The organism is Bacillus sp. CGMCC 1.16607 (assembly GCF_042683745.1).
Lineage (GTDB): Bacteria > Bacillota > Bacilli > Bacillales > Cytobacillaceae > Pseudoneobacillus.
On record NZ_JBHUJX010000036.1, the window covers coordinates 1 to 16,346 of the forward strand.

12 protein-coding genes are annotated in these 16,346 nt (G+C 38.5%); 3 read left to right on the forward strand and 9 right to left on the reverse strand.

What is annotated here, in order from left to right; translation table 11 throughout:
- The first annotated feature begins 423 nt into the window (after nucleotides 1-423).
- Nucleotides 424-831 carry a hypothetical protein gene (locus ACFSO7_RS22470; RefSeq protein WP_377879680.1) on the forward strand — a complete coding sequence of 136 codons (408 nt, stop codon included), beginning with the start codon at nucleotides 424-426 and terminating at the stop codon, nucleotides 829-831.
- A gap of 350 nt (nucleotides 832-1,181) precedes the next feature.
- Here the strand turns inward: ACFSO7_RS22470 and ACFSO7_RS22475 are convergent, their stop codons facing one another.
- The 9 genes from ACFSO7_RS22475 to ACFSO7_RS22515 all read right to left on the reverse strand — a co-directional run bounded on the left by ACFSO7_RS22475 (nucleotide 1,182) and on the right by ACFSO7_RS22515 (nucleotide 12,288).
- A complete protein-coding gene (locus ACFSO7_RS22475) occupies nucleotides 1,182-1,667 on the reverse strand; it encodes a recombinase family protein (RefSeq protein WP_377879682.1) in 486 nt (161 codons plus the stop codon).
- A gap of 20 nt (nucleotides 1,668-1,687) precedes the next feature.
- A complete protein-coding gene (locus ACFSO7_RS22480) occupies nucleotides 1,688-1,861 on the reverse strand; it encodes a hypothetical protein (protein WP_377879684.1) in 174 nt (57 codons plus the stop codon).
- A 328-nt stretch (nucleotides 1,862-2,189) separates the two neighbouring features.
- Nucleotides 2,190-2,336 carry an IS3 family transposase gene (locus ACFSO7_RS22485; protein WP_377879685.1) on the reverse strand — a complete coding sequence of 49 codons (147 nt, stop codon included), beginning with the start codon at nucleotides 2,334-2,336 and terminating at the stop codon, nucleotides 2,190-2,192.
- A gap of 20 nt (nucleotides 2,337-2,356) precedes the next feature.
- A complete protein-coding gene (locus ACFSO7_RS22490; protein ID WP_377879687.1) occupies nucleotides 2,357-2,698 on the reverse strand; it encodes a transposase in 342 nt (113 codons plus the stop codon).
- Nucleotides 2,699-3,008: 310 nt separating this feature from the next.
- Nucleotides 3,009-6,731, reverse strand: a complete 3,723-nt coding sequence (locus tag ACFSO7_RS22495; RefSeq protein WP_377879688.1) for an S-layer homology domain-containing protein — start codon at nucleotides 6,729-6,731, stop codon at nucleotides 3,009-3,011.
- Nucleotides 6,732-7,280: 549 nt separating this feature from the next.
- Entirely contained in the window at nucleotides 7,281-8,657 is a 1,377-nt protein-coding gene (locus ACFSO7_RS22500) for an O-antigen ligase family protein (protein ID WP_377879690.1), read from the reverse strand.
- A 78-nt stretch (nucleotides 8,658-8,735) separates the two neighbouring features.
- Nucleotides 8,736-9,836, reverse strand: coding sequence for a glycosyltransferase family 4 protein (locus ACFSO7_RS22505; RefSeq protein WP_377879692.1), 1,101 nt, complete (start codon nucleotides 9,834-9,836; stop codon nucleotides 8,736-8,738).
- A 441-nt stretch (nucleotides 9,837-10,277) separates the two neighbouring features.
- Nucleotides 10,278-10,991 carry a WecB/TagA/CpsF family glycosyltransferase gene (locus ACFSO7_RS22510; protein ID WP_377879694.1) on the reverse strand — a complete coding sequence of 238 codons (714 nt, stop codon included), beginning with the start codon at nucleotides 10,989-10,991 and terminating at the stop codon, nucleotides 10,278-10,280.
- A gap of 19 nt (nucleotides 10,992-11,010) precedes the next feature.
- Nucleotides 11,011-12,288 carry a nucleotide sugar dehydrogenase gene (locus tag ACFSO7_RS22515; protein ID WP_377879696.1) on the reverse strand — a complete coding sequence of 426 codons (1,278 nt, stop codon included), beginning with the start codon at nucleotides 12,286-12,288 and terminating at the stop codon, nucleotides 11,011-11,013.
- 433 nt (nucleotides 12,289-12,721) lie between these two features.
- Between ACFSO7_RS22515 and ACFSO7_RS22520 the strand changes: the two genes are divergently transcribed.
- Nucleotides 12,722-14,317 carry a putative periplasmic lipoprotein gene (locus ACFSO7_RS22520; RefSeq protein ID WP_377879697.1) on the forward strand — a complete coding sequence of 532 codons (1,596 nt, stop codon included), beginning with the start codon at nucleotides 12,722-12,724 and terminating at the stop codon, nucleotides 14,315-14,317.
- 1,778 nt (nucleotides 14,318-16,095) lie between these two features.
- The gene (locus ACFSO7_RS22525; protein WP_377879698.1) at nucleotides 16,096-16,296 is read left to right on the forward strand and encodes a hypothetical protein; all 201 of its coding nucleotides are present in this window, start codon (nucleotides 16,096-16,098) and stop codon (nucleotides 16,294-16,296) included.
- Nucleotides 16,297-16,346: the final 50 nt, after the last annotated feature.

The following is a 16,346-nucleotide window of genomic DNA, read 5'->3' on the forward strand; positions in this document are numbered from 1 at the left end:
ATAATGAAACTATTATTCATTTTACAGGGGGAGGGTAATATTCTTTGCTGGTATATTTGGGTAAATAAGTGTTTCATCAAATCAAGCAAAATCTGTATACTTTATTCTAGCAGTCACAAGAGGAACTAGGAATATCTTCTAAAACCTTTAATGGATATGAAACTGGTGGTAAACAAACTAGTTATGCTGCCATTAATAATATTGCTAATTATTTAAAAGAAAATATTAATATAATCTTGAAGATTGCTGAGAATGATTTCGGAAAGATAAGAAAAGATAAATCCCGAAAAAAAAGAAAAGCAACATCACTAAAGGTAAAAGATGATGAAATATCGGCAGAAGAAATAAAAATTATTTCAAAAAAAAATAGATTCAAATGAATTAGAGTCTAAGCCTATAAAAAAGGAAATTGTCAATCCTTTAATGAGCACAATTACACTTAAAGGATTGACTGAATTATTACCAAAATTAAAGAATAATTGGGATACTAATAATAAAACAATTCAAATAGAATTTGAGGGAAAAATACTGTTCATCAAAGAAAGTGAAATTATTATTGAACTAGGTTTAGAATTTCTAATAATAAGATCTCCAAGTTGGGATCTCGGTTTTTATTTTTTTGTCACAAATCTATTTGGAGTCCCACATATTACTGTACCTTATAGCATGCTAGAAACTCACGGCAATGAGTTAGTACCCTTTAAATCAGGTACAGCATTTTGGTTCAGTAACATGTGTACAGAGTCTAAACAACTAAAAATTGTTATTCATAAGAATCCAGAAACCCTATTTTCTAATTATCAAAATGCAGATTTTAAACAACTTTATTAATTAACCAATTTACTACTTATATATGAGGATACTCTCATATTTTTTTTGTTTATCACTGAAACTAAAAATCTAACACTTTCAATTTCTTCATTCAAGAATTATTCTACTTTCTTCAAGTAATTCACCACAATGATAGCAAATACAAAATAATCCTGGATTAAACCTTGTATTTTTTTTCCTACCAACTTTTTCATGCTCAAGCATTTTAATAATTTTCTCATGGATTAATGGATCAATTAAAGGTATCACGTTCTGAGTTTCAATTAGATAATGATAGTTTTCTCTAATGTTCCGGTTATATATCCACTGTAATGCTTATTACTAAGAATATAGTGAACAGATTTATAACTCTATTTCTTCCCTCTTTTTGTAGGTCCAAATCTTTCATTTATTATTCTAGCTATATTTCTTAAGCTCATTTTCATTAGATATCCATAAAAAATATATTGTAATATATATATTTCTTTTTGTTTCTCTTCATCTGATGTAATTTCTTTGTAAACTGGAAGTATTTTTTCATCATCTTTTGATTTTATGTATCCAAATGGATATTTTCCATCGTATGCAAGCCTTGATAATACTTTTGCCTTTCTTCCATCTGATACTCTTTTTAAAATCCGTTCTCTTTCTTCTTGTGACATAGCAGTTAATAGTAGGAAAAACATTTTAAAATATTCACCCGTGCTGGTGATATTTTCCGTAATGAATATAATTTGTTTTACGGATTCAGAAATACATAACATCGTTTCAATATTATTTTTTAAATCTCTTCCAAACCGATCTACAGAATACACAAGTAAACAATCAACCCTCATAGTTTTAAGATCCATCATCATCTCGATTAATTCTGGACGATTTACATTTTTCCCTGTATACCCAACATCATTGAACTCTTAATAATTTCTAATTTATGCTCTTTTGCATATGTATCCATTTTTACCTGTTGATAACTTACGCTGTCTTCTATTGATAAATCCTTTACTTTTATGGATTTTCTAGCGTATGTTACTGCACTTTTAATCTCTACCATAAAATGAAACACCTCTCTAAATTAATAATTGTAACTAGTTTAATTATTGCAACTAGTATTAGAGAAACATAGATTCCCTGAGAGGTATTATTCTCCTTATTCGCATCTTACTTATTTTTCATGTACTTATTTGTATGATATCTGGTTTTGCCTGCTTCCAAGACTCGATAAAAGTGAATATCAAGTAATTTCTCGTTGGGAACTCCCCACTATTTTGTGCAACCTAGACGCTTCGCTCGATCTGGCACCTGTATTGTTAAAAACAGAAAAGCCCTGCAGAGATTTCTCTCTGGTCTTATCCCTTTCAAGTAGACAGCTTTAAAAAAGACTAAACAGCCATCGTAATTCGGTATTCTACTGGAGAACGATGGTTGAGCCGTTTTTGGAACCTTTTATAGTTATATTTGTACATGTATGTCTCGATAGCTTGTATTAGTTCTTCTTCTGTTTTACAATCAGGATACAATTCTTTCATTCCATAAATAATCTCATATCTTAATGCTTGTTTAATTTCACCTCCCCATGAAGATTTGGATACCGCTTTTTTAGGTATTCTATCTGAGCCTTATAATAATCTCGCTCCTCTTCAACACTTGTAAACTTTGTTTTTGGGCGACCTTTAAAAGGACTATCTGAAGAGGAATTATTTCCTCTTTGATCTGCCAATGTTTTACCCTCCTCATATTGTTTTACCCATTTTTTCAGTTGAGTTGAACTTCTAAGACCTAATTCATCAGAGAGAGATTGATAACTCCCATCTCCATTTATGTATCTTTCAACTGCCTTACTCTTAAATTCCTCGGTGTATGTATGATATGTTTGTCCTTTTTTAGCCATAGAAAAATCCCCTCCAAGTAATAGTGTAACACCCACACAATACGTGTGGACTTTTTTACACTGTCTACTTAAAGGGGATAATATCACTCCACAGAGCTTTTCGAAAAGGATTACAGGTTCCATTTCCAAATATCTGGATGGTACCTGGCACCTTATATTTCTTTTAGAACAAAAAAATTAATATTGCGACTAAAAATTATGGAAAACTCCCACCAAACTTTATAGAAAAATAAAATATAAGAAAGGCTCTACGGAGATTCTCTCCATAGAGCCTTTTCAGAAGTTAAGTCAGATTACTAATATATGAATATTAGTTAGTTGCCCATAAAGTTGTTGCAGATGTGTAAGTGTAAACTTTAGCAGCATATGCATTTCCAGAAGCATCAGTTAACTTAGTTGCATCTGAATTATGAGTAATAGTATTTGTATTTGCAGCATTTGCAACAGTAAATGTTACTGTTTTGTTTGTTGCATCATAGATAGCAGAAGTGATTCCAAGTGTACCACCAGCAGCTGTGAAAGATGATTTAACATCAGTTCCGTGTGCAACAGGTGTTCCAGCAATTGATAAACCTTCGCTGAAAGTAACTACAAAAGTATTTGCATTATTTGTAGTACCAGTTGCAACTGGTAAAGTTGCAGTAGGAACAGTAAGATCGACAACAATTGGTGTTGCAATTGTTCCAAGATCATTTCCACTCAAGTCTTCATTTTTGTTAGCAGTAGTAGTGTATGTTACTTTCAAGTCACCAGCTGCAGCTGTAGTAGTAGCAATTGTTAGAACAACTACATCTGTAGTGCCCACTTTTAGTGTTGCATTAGAAGCAGCATATGCAGTAGCAGCACTATCAACTACAACAAATCCAGTATGATCAAGAGTTGCAGCATTAACAGCTTCATTAAAATCGATTTCTAATGTAGTGACAGTTGCTCTAGTGATTTTTTCGATAACAGGTGCGATTCCATCACCAGCACCACGAACTGTTTCATAAGTTGCAGATTCAACAGCTTTGTTACCAGCAAGATCTTTAATATAAGTAGCACCAGATTTAACTTTTACAGAGTATTCAGTTGATTGCCCTGCAACTGGAGTCACTGCAATATTTAAAACATTATTATTTACTGTTGTTGTAATTCTATCTAAAGTAACTGCTGTATTAGTAGTTAAGTTTGTAACAACAAGATCAGTAGCCATTAAACCTTGGTTAGTTGTAGTTAAATTTTCACTGAATGGTAATGCAATAGTGTTACCAGTTGTTACTAAGTTTACTTGATTAGCAGCAAGTTTAACTTCAGGTTTAACTTGATCTTTAATAGTAACGATAGCGCCATTAGGTACTACTGCGTTACCATTTACAGTTTTCAAAGCGTTACCGTTTTTAACACTTAATGTATAACCAGCTGTAGAAGTTTCAACAGCACCAGCAAGTTTAAGTGTAACAACGTTTGAACCATCAGCAGTTGCTGATTGAACCGTTACTGCAGGATTTGAAGTTACAAAATCTGTTGCAGTAGCAGTACCGATAGCTTGATCAAATTTAACTTTAATTGTGTTTTTCTCAGTTAATGCAGCAAACTCATTAATAGCGTTAGCAGCATCATACGCAGCTAGTGTAGCAGCAGAAACTGATACATTTTTAGTGTCAGTAAAGCCAGCTAATACATTTCCAGCTACGTCTTTAACACCCATTACTTGAATTGATTTAAGTGTTCCAGCTATAGCAGGAGAAGCACTAGCATCAGCAAAAGTAATTTTTGTTGTTCCTAAGTATTCAGGGAATGTTAGAACAACTGCTTTTCCACCTTGTACTGGAGTAATTTCTGTACCAGCAGGTAATTGTCTTGTTGTTGCAGCAGCAATACCGTCTGTGCTCCATCCAATTAGGTAGTTACTTGCATTTGCAAGAGTAGCAAGATCCATTACTTCATTAAATGTAATTATCATTGAACGAGTAGAATTACTTACTGATGGATTACCTACTACGGATGGGCCAGTAGTATCTTTAACGCTAATTGATGATTGGTAATCAAGCATTGTGTTTTGTAATGCAGTTTTATCTTTAACACCAGCAACTTTGATAGTGTTATTGCCTTCTGCAAGTGCATTGTATAACACAACAGTAAATACTTTTCCAGTTGCGTCAGCAATTACATTTGAAACTGGTTGAACTTTACCATCTTGGTCAAGTACTGTGAAATACTTTTTATCAGCAGCGTCAACAACTTTAGAGAACTTAACAGTTATGTTAGTTGCAATAGAGCTGTCAGCTTTTACTTCAGTTACTTCTGGACGTGATTGATCTACTTTAGCAGTAACTTTTGCTTGAGTTGCAGAAATTGCATTACCAGAGTAATCTTTTACGCCTTCAACATTTAAAATAGTTTCATATGCTGGAAGTGGATTAGTAGAGAAAGAGAACTCATATTTATCAGATGCTAATTTCTTAACAGTTCCATTAGCATATTTCTTAGTATCTCCAGATTTCCAGTATACATTAGAAGCTAATACTGTTGATGGATCAACAGCTTCACTGAAAGTTACAACTGCAGTCTCAAGAGTTGCTTCAACAGAAAGAACTGTTGGTGCAGTTTTATCTTCAACTACTGTAAATTTATGTTCTGAGCTTAAAGCTTTAAGACCAAAATAATCCTCTACTCCAGCAACAACTAGTGTGTGTTCACCAACACTTAATGTTGCAGACTCATATGGTGTCAAGATTACTTCTCTTGAACCTTGAGTAGTGGTACCATAGAAAGCTTTACCATCAATTTTAAAGTTTCCTACAACCGCTTTTTCGATTGGTTCAGAGAACACAACTTTAACTGCCTTTGTTCCAAGGTTAGTAACTTCAACTACAGTTGGAAGAGCATTATCAAGTGGTGTAAATCCGAAATCTGTAACTGATACTGTAGCAGTACCTGCTTTAACATTTTTAACAGTTAATTTATTAACTACTTGGTTAGTTAATTCACCAACTAAAGTTAAAGTAACTGTTTTACCGTCTGCTGCTAATTCTGCTGAATCAACAGTACCAGTAGATAAAGTATAGTTTTCTTTGTTTTCAGCAGTAGCAGCATCCACAGTACCGTCGAAAGAAACAACAACTTCTTTAAGGTTAGTTGCACTTACACTCGCAACTTTAGTAGCTGTAGTGATTTTGTACTCAACTGATAATTTGTCAGTTGTTAAACCTTTATATTTGATTGCATATTTAGTGTCTAATTTTAATTCAGTTTTAGTTTTTAAAACTACAACTGTTTTAACAGCGTCAGCAGCTTTAGCAGCTTTGATTGTAGCAGACTCAAGTTCAACGCCTTCGATTGAGAAATCTTTAACGTCTACAGAAGTAAGAGCTGCATCGAAAGTTACTTCGATTGTTTTGCTGTCTACTACTGAAGCAGCAGAGATTGCGTTCACTTCAGCACCACCAAGTGCTCTGTAGAAAGCAACTGCGATTTCGCCACGAGTGATTTCAGTTTCTGCACCAAAAGAAGTAGCAGATTTAGGATCGATTAATTTAGCGTCTACAACTGCTTTAACGTATGGAGCAAACTTTTCGTTAACATCAGTGAATGCAACTTTAGCAGCTGTGTCAACTTTTAAGCCCATAGCGTCAGCTAAGATTTTAGACATTTCGTTACGAGTGATTTTAGAATCAACACCAAATTTAGTTGCTTCTTTACCATCAACATAACCTTTTGCTTTAAGAGCGTTTACGAATCCAGCACGATCTTTTGGTACATCAGTGAAAGCAGAAGCTGGTGCACTAGCTGTATCTAATTTTAATGCTCTTGCGAACATTACAGCAGCGTCGATACGTTTAACTGAATCAGCAGCTCCGAAAGTTTTGCCATCAGCATAACCTTTCGCAATTCCTTGTGCTACGATGAAGTCTACTGCTTTAGTAAGCTCTTCACCTTGTACATCTGTGAAAGTTGCAGCTGAAGCAAGTGGTGCTACAGCAGATGCTACTAATGTAGCTGTTGCAGCAGTTGCTACAAACTTACGGTAAGACTTTGGTTGGTAAGCCATTGTAATATTTCCTCCCTGTTTTGTGTAAATGTTTTTCTAAGTCGTTCAAAAGATCGACTAGTAACAACTTGTGTAGGTTAACTTCTATTCTACTCTATTTCTGGTATTTTTATAGATTTGTATGTACCAGGTAGAATTGGAAATTTAACTTATACATAATTCTACCAAAATACGACTATATTTCAACCTTTTTTTACATTTTTCTCACATGTAAGTTTTTCCCACACTTATTCAAGTATGGAAAATAGAGTAAAAATCGAGAGTTAACCAGTTTAAAATGCACCTCTACATTATACATAGTAGTTTCCTAAAATGGAAGTTTTTTAATAAAAAAGTTTCAAATTCTACCTTTTTATTAGTCTGCACATATGATAAGACGAATCAGTTTAAGAAAAGTTTCACATTCTGCAAATTTTTTTAAAAACTTATTTTAATCGTCCATTCCTTTAACATAAAAAAAGGGCCGAGCCAACTTTAGTAATATACGCTACACTTTTTCAATTAGAACCAAGTGTAACCAAATTATTTAAAGTTTGCTCTGCCTTCATATTAAATAAATTTATTCCTGCTATTCTGATTCACCGTCAAGAAGCCCATCACCAACCCAGCTGTGAGCCAGAAGACGACGTTCAGCTGTGGAATGAAGATGATGTTATTGGAAAGGTTCTGAACCATGTAACAGACGCTGCCGACGAATAATCCAACTGCCATGACTCTTCCAATTAAATTTTGCTTGAAATACAGTTTAATAATCGTTAAGAAATACAGAATATAAATAAGAAGGAATGACACAAGTCCAAGGAAGCCTGTCTCCGCTCCGACCTTCAAATAGGAATTATGAACAGAGTATGCGTCATGTCCGATATCTAATTCAGGATATTTCGTTACGTATTCTTTATATCTAGCATAGTAGTTCCCCATCCCTACACCAAGAACGGGATTATCTCTGAGCATGACCCAGCCTGTCTTCCAAAGCGTGACACGGGAAACAACGGCTCTGTTTGTAGTTGAGTTTTCTTCCATTTCATCTGGATCTAATTCATCGGGATTTTCTACATTATCACCAACGAATTCGGCAATCTTACTATCCTTCGGAAGCAACTTTTGGATCGCGAAAACCGCTGAGCCTGTCCTTGATTGGACGTCAGGCATAAAGTAAACAATCGTGACCAATACAAGAATGGAAATAAGAATATGAATTTTAAAGAGATTTTTGGTAAATTGCTTTGGCATAAGAATAACTAATAATATTCCTGCGCAAACCATTGTCACCCAAGCGGCACGTGTATACGTTAAGATCACGTTAATGACAAAGATCGCATAAAAGGCAAACATGAGTAACTGTGCTTTTTTATCTTTAAAATAAGCAACAGCCATTAGTAAGAACATCGGGATAATGTAATTTAAAAAGGCGGAATAATAGTTCGGATTCACAAATGTGGAATCGACACGCCCTTTCGCTTCCTTCAATGCATAAAGACCTGCTTTATTGAGGGAGAAGTTAAAGACATATTGTAAAACGCCGAATAAACCAACAATAATAACAGAAGCCGCAAACCATTTCGCGAAGTTGGTATATTGCTCTTTGGAAAAATTAATTTTCACGACAATTAAGAATAGAACGACATACGATAAGTAGCGAGCAATTTCCATAATCGCCGCTGTTAAATCAATGACATTGATGAGGGAAACGAGTGAAACGATTAAAAATAAACTAAATACGATGATAAATGGCCAAAGCTTGAATTCATTCAGACGAATATTGCCTTTGAAATAGTCGTAAATGGCCGCTAATGTAACGAGTGGGATTAATACAATCTCAGCTGATAATGGAAGTGGTCCAAGATAAGCTTTGAAATAGAAAATTGGAATAACGAAAAGACTAGCTAACACAAAATAATACGTCAAAGTGTTTTTGTTTGCCATCAATAAAGCTCCTTTATTCTTAAATCAACATCCTCTGTATAGATTACACGATTCGAGTTGTATAGACAATTCGAAGTTTTATTTATTTTGCAACATTTCGTACGTCTCGACTGTATTTTTATACAGCTGATCGAGTGAAAAATGGGAAGAGGCGTGCTGATAAAGCTTAGTTCCCATCTCTTTAAGTGCGCCATTTTTCGACTGATTGTAAGCTTCGGCAAAGGCTGCTTGTAAGCTTAGGGCATCCCCTATTGGCACGATCCAGCCTGTCTCCCCTTCAGTTACTAATTCCCGAACTCCACCGACATCTGTCGTAACCAATGGGATATGCTGGTTCGCCGCTTCTAATAGGGCAAGCGGAAAGCTCTCACTATAGGAAGCTAACAATGCTAAATCGGATGCGGTATAAATCGCATCCACGTCCTGACGAAAGCCAAGGAAACGGACTTGGGCCTCCACTCCGACTTCCTTCACCTTATGGAGAAGCTCATCTTTTATTGGACCGTCCCCGACTAGTAAAAGTTTCACATCTGGCAAGTTTAACTGCTTTAATGCTTGGAAAACAAGTTCATGCCCTTTAATCGGATGAAGTCTGGCTACCATCGTCATGACAAAATCGGTTTCCTCTACTTGTAGGGCATCCCGTGAAATTGGATTTGCTTTTTCAGTTGAAAAATGGATCCCGTTGTAGACTGTTTTGATTTTGTTCGCGGCAATGCCGATGCTAACAAGATTCCGCTTAAACGTTTCCGAAACAGCGAAAAAATAGTCCATTCTGTTTATAGCAAATAGATTAAGCTTCGTAAAGACCTTTCCTTTTATTCCCGATTTCATGAAATCGAGCTTAGGATCACTGTGGACGGTTGTCACCCACTGGATGTTCACTTTGCTTTTGATGTAGACACCGAATAAATTCGCCCTTGGTCCGTGCGTGTGCAGGATGTCGAAGTGATTTTCGCGGATAAAGCGAACAAGTTGATTTAGTACGGAAAGATCATATCTTGACGACTGTTTGAACACTTTAACGTCAATTCCCGCTTCCTTCGCCTCTTCGGACAAAGCACCCTCTTGAAGGACAGCCAAGGTGACTTGACCTTTCGGAAATTGGGAAAGAAGGGTAATGACGTGCTTCCTTGATCCACCTGTCTCGCCACCGCTAATAAAATGCAGGATTTTCATCGTGTTCCCCTCCTTTTTTATTCAAATAGATCCCTTTTCGGAGTGTAATTGTTTCCTTATCTAGCACTACATCTTGTTTATTGGCCTTTTTCAAACGCTAACCTTATTTATCGGTCAAATCGGTCGTTGGATCGAAGATCCTTTTCAACGTCAGACCTGCATTCGAACCCTGTTTATTGTACAAATTGGGTCAGCTATCGGACAATTAAGTCGTTCTAACGGACAAATTCGGCCGGCTATCGGACACTTTTCTTCATCTATCGGACAAGTTCACCATTCTATCGGACTTTGTCACAATTTGTCCGCTTTTCGAGCACGGAAGCAAGCGCAAATTTCGTCCATGCTTGCTACGAGGTTCACTTACACCGAACTAGGCAAGCTGGCCAATTTTTCAATAATGACAGATAATTGCGCCGTTCAAGTAGAACAGCGCATGATTTCTTATCGACTAAATAGAACCTTCATTAGAAATAACGGTAGGTTCATTTGGCGTTTGATTCTTTTTGGTTCTTTCATTAAGCGGTATAGCCATTCTAGGCCGAATTTACGGTAGAAGGCTGGGGCGCGTTTGATTTTGCCTGAGAATACGTCGAAGCTTCCGCCGACTCCTTGAAAAACTTTGACATTTAATCGTGGCATATTTTCGCGAATCCATAGCTCTTGCTTTGGACTTCCTAAGGCGACGAATAAAATATTGGCGCCTGAGGCGTTGATTTTTTCCACTAATGCGTCATTGTCCTTCATATAGCCGTTTTCGTAGCCGGCGATATTCAAGGTTGGGAAGCGATCTTCTAGTTTTCGTTTCGCTTCTGAGACGACTTCTTCCTTCGCGCCGTAGAAAAATACGCCGTAGTTTTCTTCAGCTGCAAAGCGAAGGAGTCGTTCCATCATATCAATTCCGGTTACTCTTTCGCGAAGGGTACCGCCTTTAAGCTTCGATGCTAAAAGGACCCCTACCCCATCGGGAATTTGATAGGTTGACTCGTTAATTAATTCTTTCACGAGTGGGTTTTTATTCGCTGTGATGACTTTTTCCGGATTCACGGCAATGACCGTGGACTGTTTGCCTTCTTTAATACGAAAACGTAAGTCATCAAGAATTTCATCATAGGTTAAGGCGGATACGTTCACGCCTAAGTATTGTTCTTTTTTCATATATATACGTCTCTGCTTTCTATTCCTGGATTGCCTTCAAGTTCAAGAGATTCCCAATTTTATGAACAGTTAGCTTCGCGTCATCTAAATTCGTACAGTTCTTCGTATCGAAGACGACTGGTGTTTTCATTGCTGCTAGGAAATCCTCAGATTTCATTGTTTTGAATTCATTATGATCCGCTAAAATGACGACAAGATGCGCCTGATCGATTGCTTCTTCAAAGGAAGAAAGCGGGAATTGGACTTGTTCTTGTTGTACATGTGGGTCAAAGACGCGCACATCGAATCGTGGGTTGCGGCGCAGCATGTCAACGATTTCGATTGCTGGGCTTTCGCGTACGTCATCGATATTTCCTTTATATGTTAGGCCGAATACTGCGATTTTTGGTTCTTGTAGTTCGGATGTTAATTTTCCAACCTGTTGGGCGACGAAATGTGGCATCGAATTGTTGATGTCACGGGAAAGCTTAATGAGTTGAGCTTCTTCTTTAGCTTTTTCAACGATAAAATATGGGTCGACCGCTAAGCAATGGCCGCCAACACCTGGTCCTGGCTGGTGAATGTTCACACGTGGATGCTTGTTCGCAAGCTCGATCACTTTGTGTGCATCGACGCCAAGGCGTTGGGAAATTTTTGCTAATTCGTTCGCTAACGCAATGTTCACATCGCGAAACGTATTTTCCATTAGCTTCGACATTTCTGCTGTAACTGCTTCTGTTTCAATGACTTCACCAGTTACGATTGCACGGTATACGTCAGCCGCTTTTGTTGCTGCTTCTGGCGTTGTTCCACCGACGATTCGAGTGTTTTCGATTAATTCGATTAAAATTCGACCTGGAAGAACACGCTCTGGGCAGTGTGCCAAGTATAAATCTGTTTCTGTATTGAAGCCTTGCTCACGAAGGATCGGAGCTACGACATCATCCATCGTCCGTGGTGGGATCGTTGACTCAACAATCACGACATTGCCTTTTTGTAAGTAAGGAGCGATTGCTTTTGTTGCACTAATCACATAATCGACATCCGCTGTATAGTCTTCGTGGATCGGTGTTGGAACGGCAATAATAAAGACATCCGCATGCTCCGGTGTTAGTGACGCACGAAGCTTCCCATTGTCAACGACCTCTTTTACGATTTCTGGAAGACCGACTTCCTCGATGTGGATTTCTCCACGATTTAATTTCTCTACGACACGTTCGCTTACATCTACTCCAACAATTTCATAGCCAGCACGGGCAAAAATAGCTGATGTAGGAAGCCCGATATATCCTAAGCCTACGACACAAATTTTCTTCATTGGAAGGACCTCGCTTTTAATATAGATAGTTCTCAATATATAAATGATCTTATTATACTCTTCATTAAATCTTACATAGTATAACAAATTCCTTCAAACGTTGCACCAATTTCATTGAATGTGTCGAATGCTAGTGGTAAAATTAGGGTAGATATTGGAACGGAATTTCCACTACGAAATGCGAAGCGCCTTGATCAGCCCCGACAAGCAAATGCTTCGTGGGCCCGGAAAGTCGTTCTTTGACTTTTTGGGCCCGCGAACATTTGACCTCGAGGGGCTAGGCGCTGCAGCTAGACACAAATTTGAACATTTACAACATACGTATAACTTCCCTCATTTGTTTGGGTCTTTTGGAATGGTAAATAATGCGTTAGTGTAAGTATTTACCATTACTCTCGACTTTAATTAGCATGGAATGTCAGGAGAATTGTTTATGAAAAAAATGTTTTTTGCAGTCCTACTCGTTTTTCTGTTGGTCGCCTGTTCGTCCGAGGAAAAGGTGACGAATAAAGCATTGCCTCTTAAGAATGCTACCCTTCAATTAAGCGCACCCACCGCTTCCTTTCAAAGTGGAAAGAATGTTGACTCCAGTTTATTGCCTGTCTACCATGACCATACATTTGATTACGACTTACTCGAGAATAAGAAAAAGGCTGGAAAAATGATTGTGAAAGTACGAGAGCTCGACAATGGCGATGAACTTGTATTTTTACAATTAAAGGGATTGGCTGATAAAAGTATTTCAACAAAAGCTTCGTTGACTTTTAAAAGTGCGAATCGTGTCGAACTGATGGACTGGGACCAGCGGGCGCTGGAACGTCCGCACGACAATACGACCGGTGTCGATAAGGTAACTCAGCCGGTTGGCCTATTTTCCCTAAAGAGGTTTGAAAAATTGACGAGTGAGCTCGTGTTGAGTAAGCAGTATGTTTCTAGTAGTTTGGAGAAGAAGTACGGTGAGGGATTGATGAGTCAGATCCGTGTGTTGGAGGCGGAGAAGAAGAAGTATTCCGTGAGCCAAGGGGAAGATTCGGTGACGATTCAGTTTGATTTGGCGGCTGGGAAGGGTAAGCTGGTGGAGCAATGGTTTATGGTTTCTAAGCAGCCGTTATTTTCTACTGGACAAGCTGTTCAGGATTGGGTCGATTTTCAGATCGATAAATATAAAGAGACGAATAGCTGGCTGACGGTTGGTGGACCGATGAAGAAGCTGCCTTGGTCGATTGAGCCTTTTTCAAGGGATGGCTATGGCCGAAATCTTGGCATGATGGTGGATCGTGAGGCGATTGATCGTTTTGTCGCTACGAAGGAACGTTATTATTATAATTTAATGGTGAATACGGCGGCGGATTTGTATGAGTATCGTGCGGCTAAAGGGACACCGTTATGGGAGACGGAGTATACGAGTACGTGGGTGAAAAAGGCGTATGGGTTGAATGCGCCTTATGTGGATACGAGGCATAATGAGTTTATCGCGTTGTATTTGGCGAAAATTGGCGATCAGTTGAAGGTGCCTGAGCTGCTGGATGCAAAGCTGCAATACGGGGATTATTTGATTGAGCAGATTAAGATTGGGAATGTGATTAAGGCTGGAGATGGGCTGTTTATATCGGATTATTTCTCGCCTTACAGTCAGAAGCAGAAAACGCATGCGTCGATGAATCATGTGTTGGGCGGGGCGAATTTGTTGTTGGATTGTTATAAGCAGTCTGGGGATCGGAAGTATTTGGATGCAGCTGTGCGGATTCGGAAAGGGATTGAGCAGCTGGACGGGAAGTGGATTCGTGAAACGGGCGATCTTTGGTACCAGGTTAATCCTGATTTGACGTTTGCCGGGAATGATTATGAGCAGCTGACTCTTGTGGATTTACTGAATCATCAGCGGAAGTGGGAAGAGGTTGGCGGCGGTGGCCGGAGTGCTGTGATTGATAAGTTGATTCGATCGAAAACGGAGTATTTGTTAGGGAAGCAGGTCGTTTTGCTGGAAGAAGTGCAGAGGGAATTGAGTGAGCAGGGGTTTGGGTTTTAGAGTTCATGTGGTTATGGCGTTCAGGACTTGGTCTTGGACGTTTTTTTGTGGGTTTTGGATTGCTTTTTTGGGGTGGTTTGGGGGATTGATGGGGTTGGGTGGGTTGATTGGTTGTGTGGAGGGTTTATTGAGTGGCTGACGGCACGGTGTGAGGTTCTATCGGACAATTGAAGCAGTCTATCGGACTGGAATGGAGTACTATCGGACAGATTTGGTCGGCTATCGGACTAGTTCACATTTCTATCGGACTTTGTCACAAGTCTGGGGATTTTCGCCAATCGGATTCGCAAAACAAGAACAAATGTTTGTATTTTGTATTGAATGCATCGTTCGAATAATGCTATTATTGTGGTAACAACTACATAAGCAGGTGGGCGGTTTGCCATTTCCCTTGAAGGGAGGTGGATAGATGACGACGTATGAAGCAATTATTTTGGCACTTCAATCTAATTTAGTTTTAGTTGGTGTCCTTACAATCGTTTTTTTAATCGTCGCAAACAAAAAGAAGTAACTTGCCCATCCTGTCCTAAGGTTTACGGGCTGTTACTTCTTTTTTAGTATTTCAGTAACCTTGGTAGCCGCTCACTTGCGGCTGTAGTTGGCTGATCAGATGTTCGCACATCTGATCTTTTTTAATTATTTCTATTATAAAGCAATTTATGTATTGGAAGCAATAGGCGCTGCATTCCTAAAAGAGGTAACTCCCCCCTGTCGAGCGCAGTTCTATGAGTGATGAGTGATTCAATTAAAAAGTAGTTGTATTTGTTGGGGAAACAGGTCGTTTTGCTGGAAGAAGTACAGCCAGAAATAAGTGGGCAGGGGTTTAGGTTTTAGAATGTATAATGACGACGTACGAGACTAGTTTTTCTACGCTTATTTGTGTATTTAGCTTGCTTTTTTTGGTGGGGGTTGGATTTTTGATGGGGTTGGGTGGTTAATTAGATCGTGTGTGTGCGATGACCGGGTGGGAATGGAGTTCTATCGGACAGATTTAGTCGGCTATCGGACTGTTAAAGCGTTCTATCGGACACATTTGATGGGCTATCGGACAAGTTCACATTTCTATCGGACTTTGTCACAAATTCGATGAAATCCAGGAGTTCTGCTAATAAAAAGCGTGATATTATTATGCTAACTACATAAGCAGGTGGGCGGTTTGCCATTTCCCTTTGAAGGGAGGTGGATAGATGACGGCGTATGAAGCAATTATGGTGGCACTTCAATCTAATTTAGTTTTAGTTGGTGTCCTTACAATCGTTTTTTTAATCGTCGCAAACAAAAAGAAGTAACCGCCCCTTCCTCACCTAAGGTTTTCGGGTAGTTACTTCTTTTTTTATGAATACTTAAAAATTTTAGGTTAGCCGCTCACTTGCGGCTGTAGTTGACTGATCAGATGTTAGCGCATCTGGTCTTTTTTAATTATTTCTATTATAAAGCAATTTATGCATTGGAAGCAATAGGCGCTGCATTCCTAAAAGAGGTAACTTCTCCCCTGTCGAGCGCAGTGCTGTGATGGATAGAGTGATTCGATCTATAATGCAGTATATAGTTGGGAAAACAGGTCGTTTCGCTGGAGGAGGTGCATCGGGAATTGAGTGAGCAGTGGTTTTGGTTGTAGAGTTCGTATGGTTGTGACGTTCAAGGCTTGATCTTGGACGTTTTTTTGTGGGATTTGGATTGTTTTTTTGGGGTGGTTTGGGGGATTAATAAGGCTGGGTGGTTTAATTTGTGGTTTGGGAGGGTTTATTGGATGGGTCGGGAACTGTGGGCGGCATGGTGTGGGGTTCCATCGAACAATTGAGATGATCTATCTAACTGGAATGGAGTTCTATCGGACAGATTTGGTCGGTTATCGGACTGGAATGAAATTCTATCGGACACATTTGTCAGCCTATCGGACAAGTTCATATTTCTATCGGACTTTGTCACAAATTTGGATGGGAAATGGAATTCAAATCGGCGTAATCAAAAAGAAGTAACCACCACTTCTTCAAAAAGAAATGGACAGTTACTTCTTACTCTGCTGAAT

What these genes read in the sequence shown, in the direction of transcription:
- ACFSO7_RS22485 (WP_377879685.1), bottom strand. Translation starts at nt 2,336, where the DNA reads ATGAAAGAATTGTATCCTGATTGTAAAACAGAAGAAGAACTAATACAA.
- ACFSO7_RS22475 (WP_377879682.1), bottom strand. Translation starts at nt 1,667, where the DNA reads ATGATGATGGATCTTAAAACTATGAGGGTTGATTGTTTACTTGTGTAT.
- ACFSO7_RS22470 (WP_377879680.1), top strand. Translation starts at nt 424, where the DNA reads ATGAGCACAATTACACTTAAAGGATTGACTGAATTATTACCAAAATTA.
- ACFSO7_RS22480 (WP_377879684.1), bottom strand. Translation starts at nt 1,861, where the DNA reads ATGGTAGAGATTAAAAGTGCAGTAACATACGCTAGAAAATCCATAAAA.
- ACFSO7_RS22490 (WP_377879687.1), bottom strand. Translation starts at nt 2,698, where the DNA reads ATGGCTAAAAAAGGACAAACATATCATACATACACCGAGGAATTTAAG.
- ACFSO7_RS22515 (WP_377879696.1), bottom strand. Translation starts at nt 12,288, where the DNA reads ATGAAGAAAATTTGTGTCGTAGGCTTAGGATATATCGGGCTTCCTACA.
- ACFSO7_RS22495 (WP_377879688.1), bottom strand. Translation starts at nt 6,731, where the DNA reads ATGGCTTACCAACCAAAGTCTTACCGTAAGTTTGTAGCAACTGCTGCA.
- ACFSO7_RS22510 (WP_377879694.1), bottom strand. Translation starts at nt 10,991, where the DNA reads ATGAAAAAAGAACAATACTTAGGCGTGAACGTATCCGCCTTAACCTAT.
- ACFSO7_RS22505 (WP_377879692.1), bottom strand. Translation starts at nt 9,836, where the DNA reads ATGAAAATCCTGCATTTTATTAGCGGTGGCGAGACAGGTGGATCAAGG.
- ACFSO7_RS22520 (WP_377879697.1), top strand. Translation starts at nt 12,722, where the DNA reads ATGAAAAAAATGTTTTTTGCAGTCCTACTCGTTTTTCTGTTGGTCGCC.
- ACFSO7_RS22500 (WP_377879690.1), bottom strand. Translation starts at nt 8,657, where the DNA reads ATGGCAAACAAAAACACTTTGACGTATTATTTTGTGTTAGCTAGTCTT.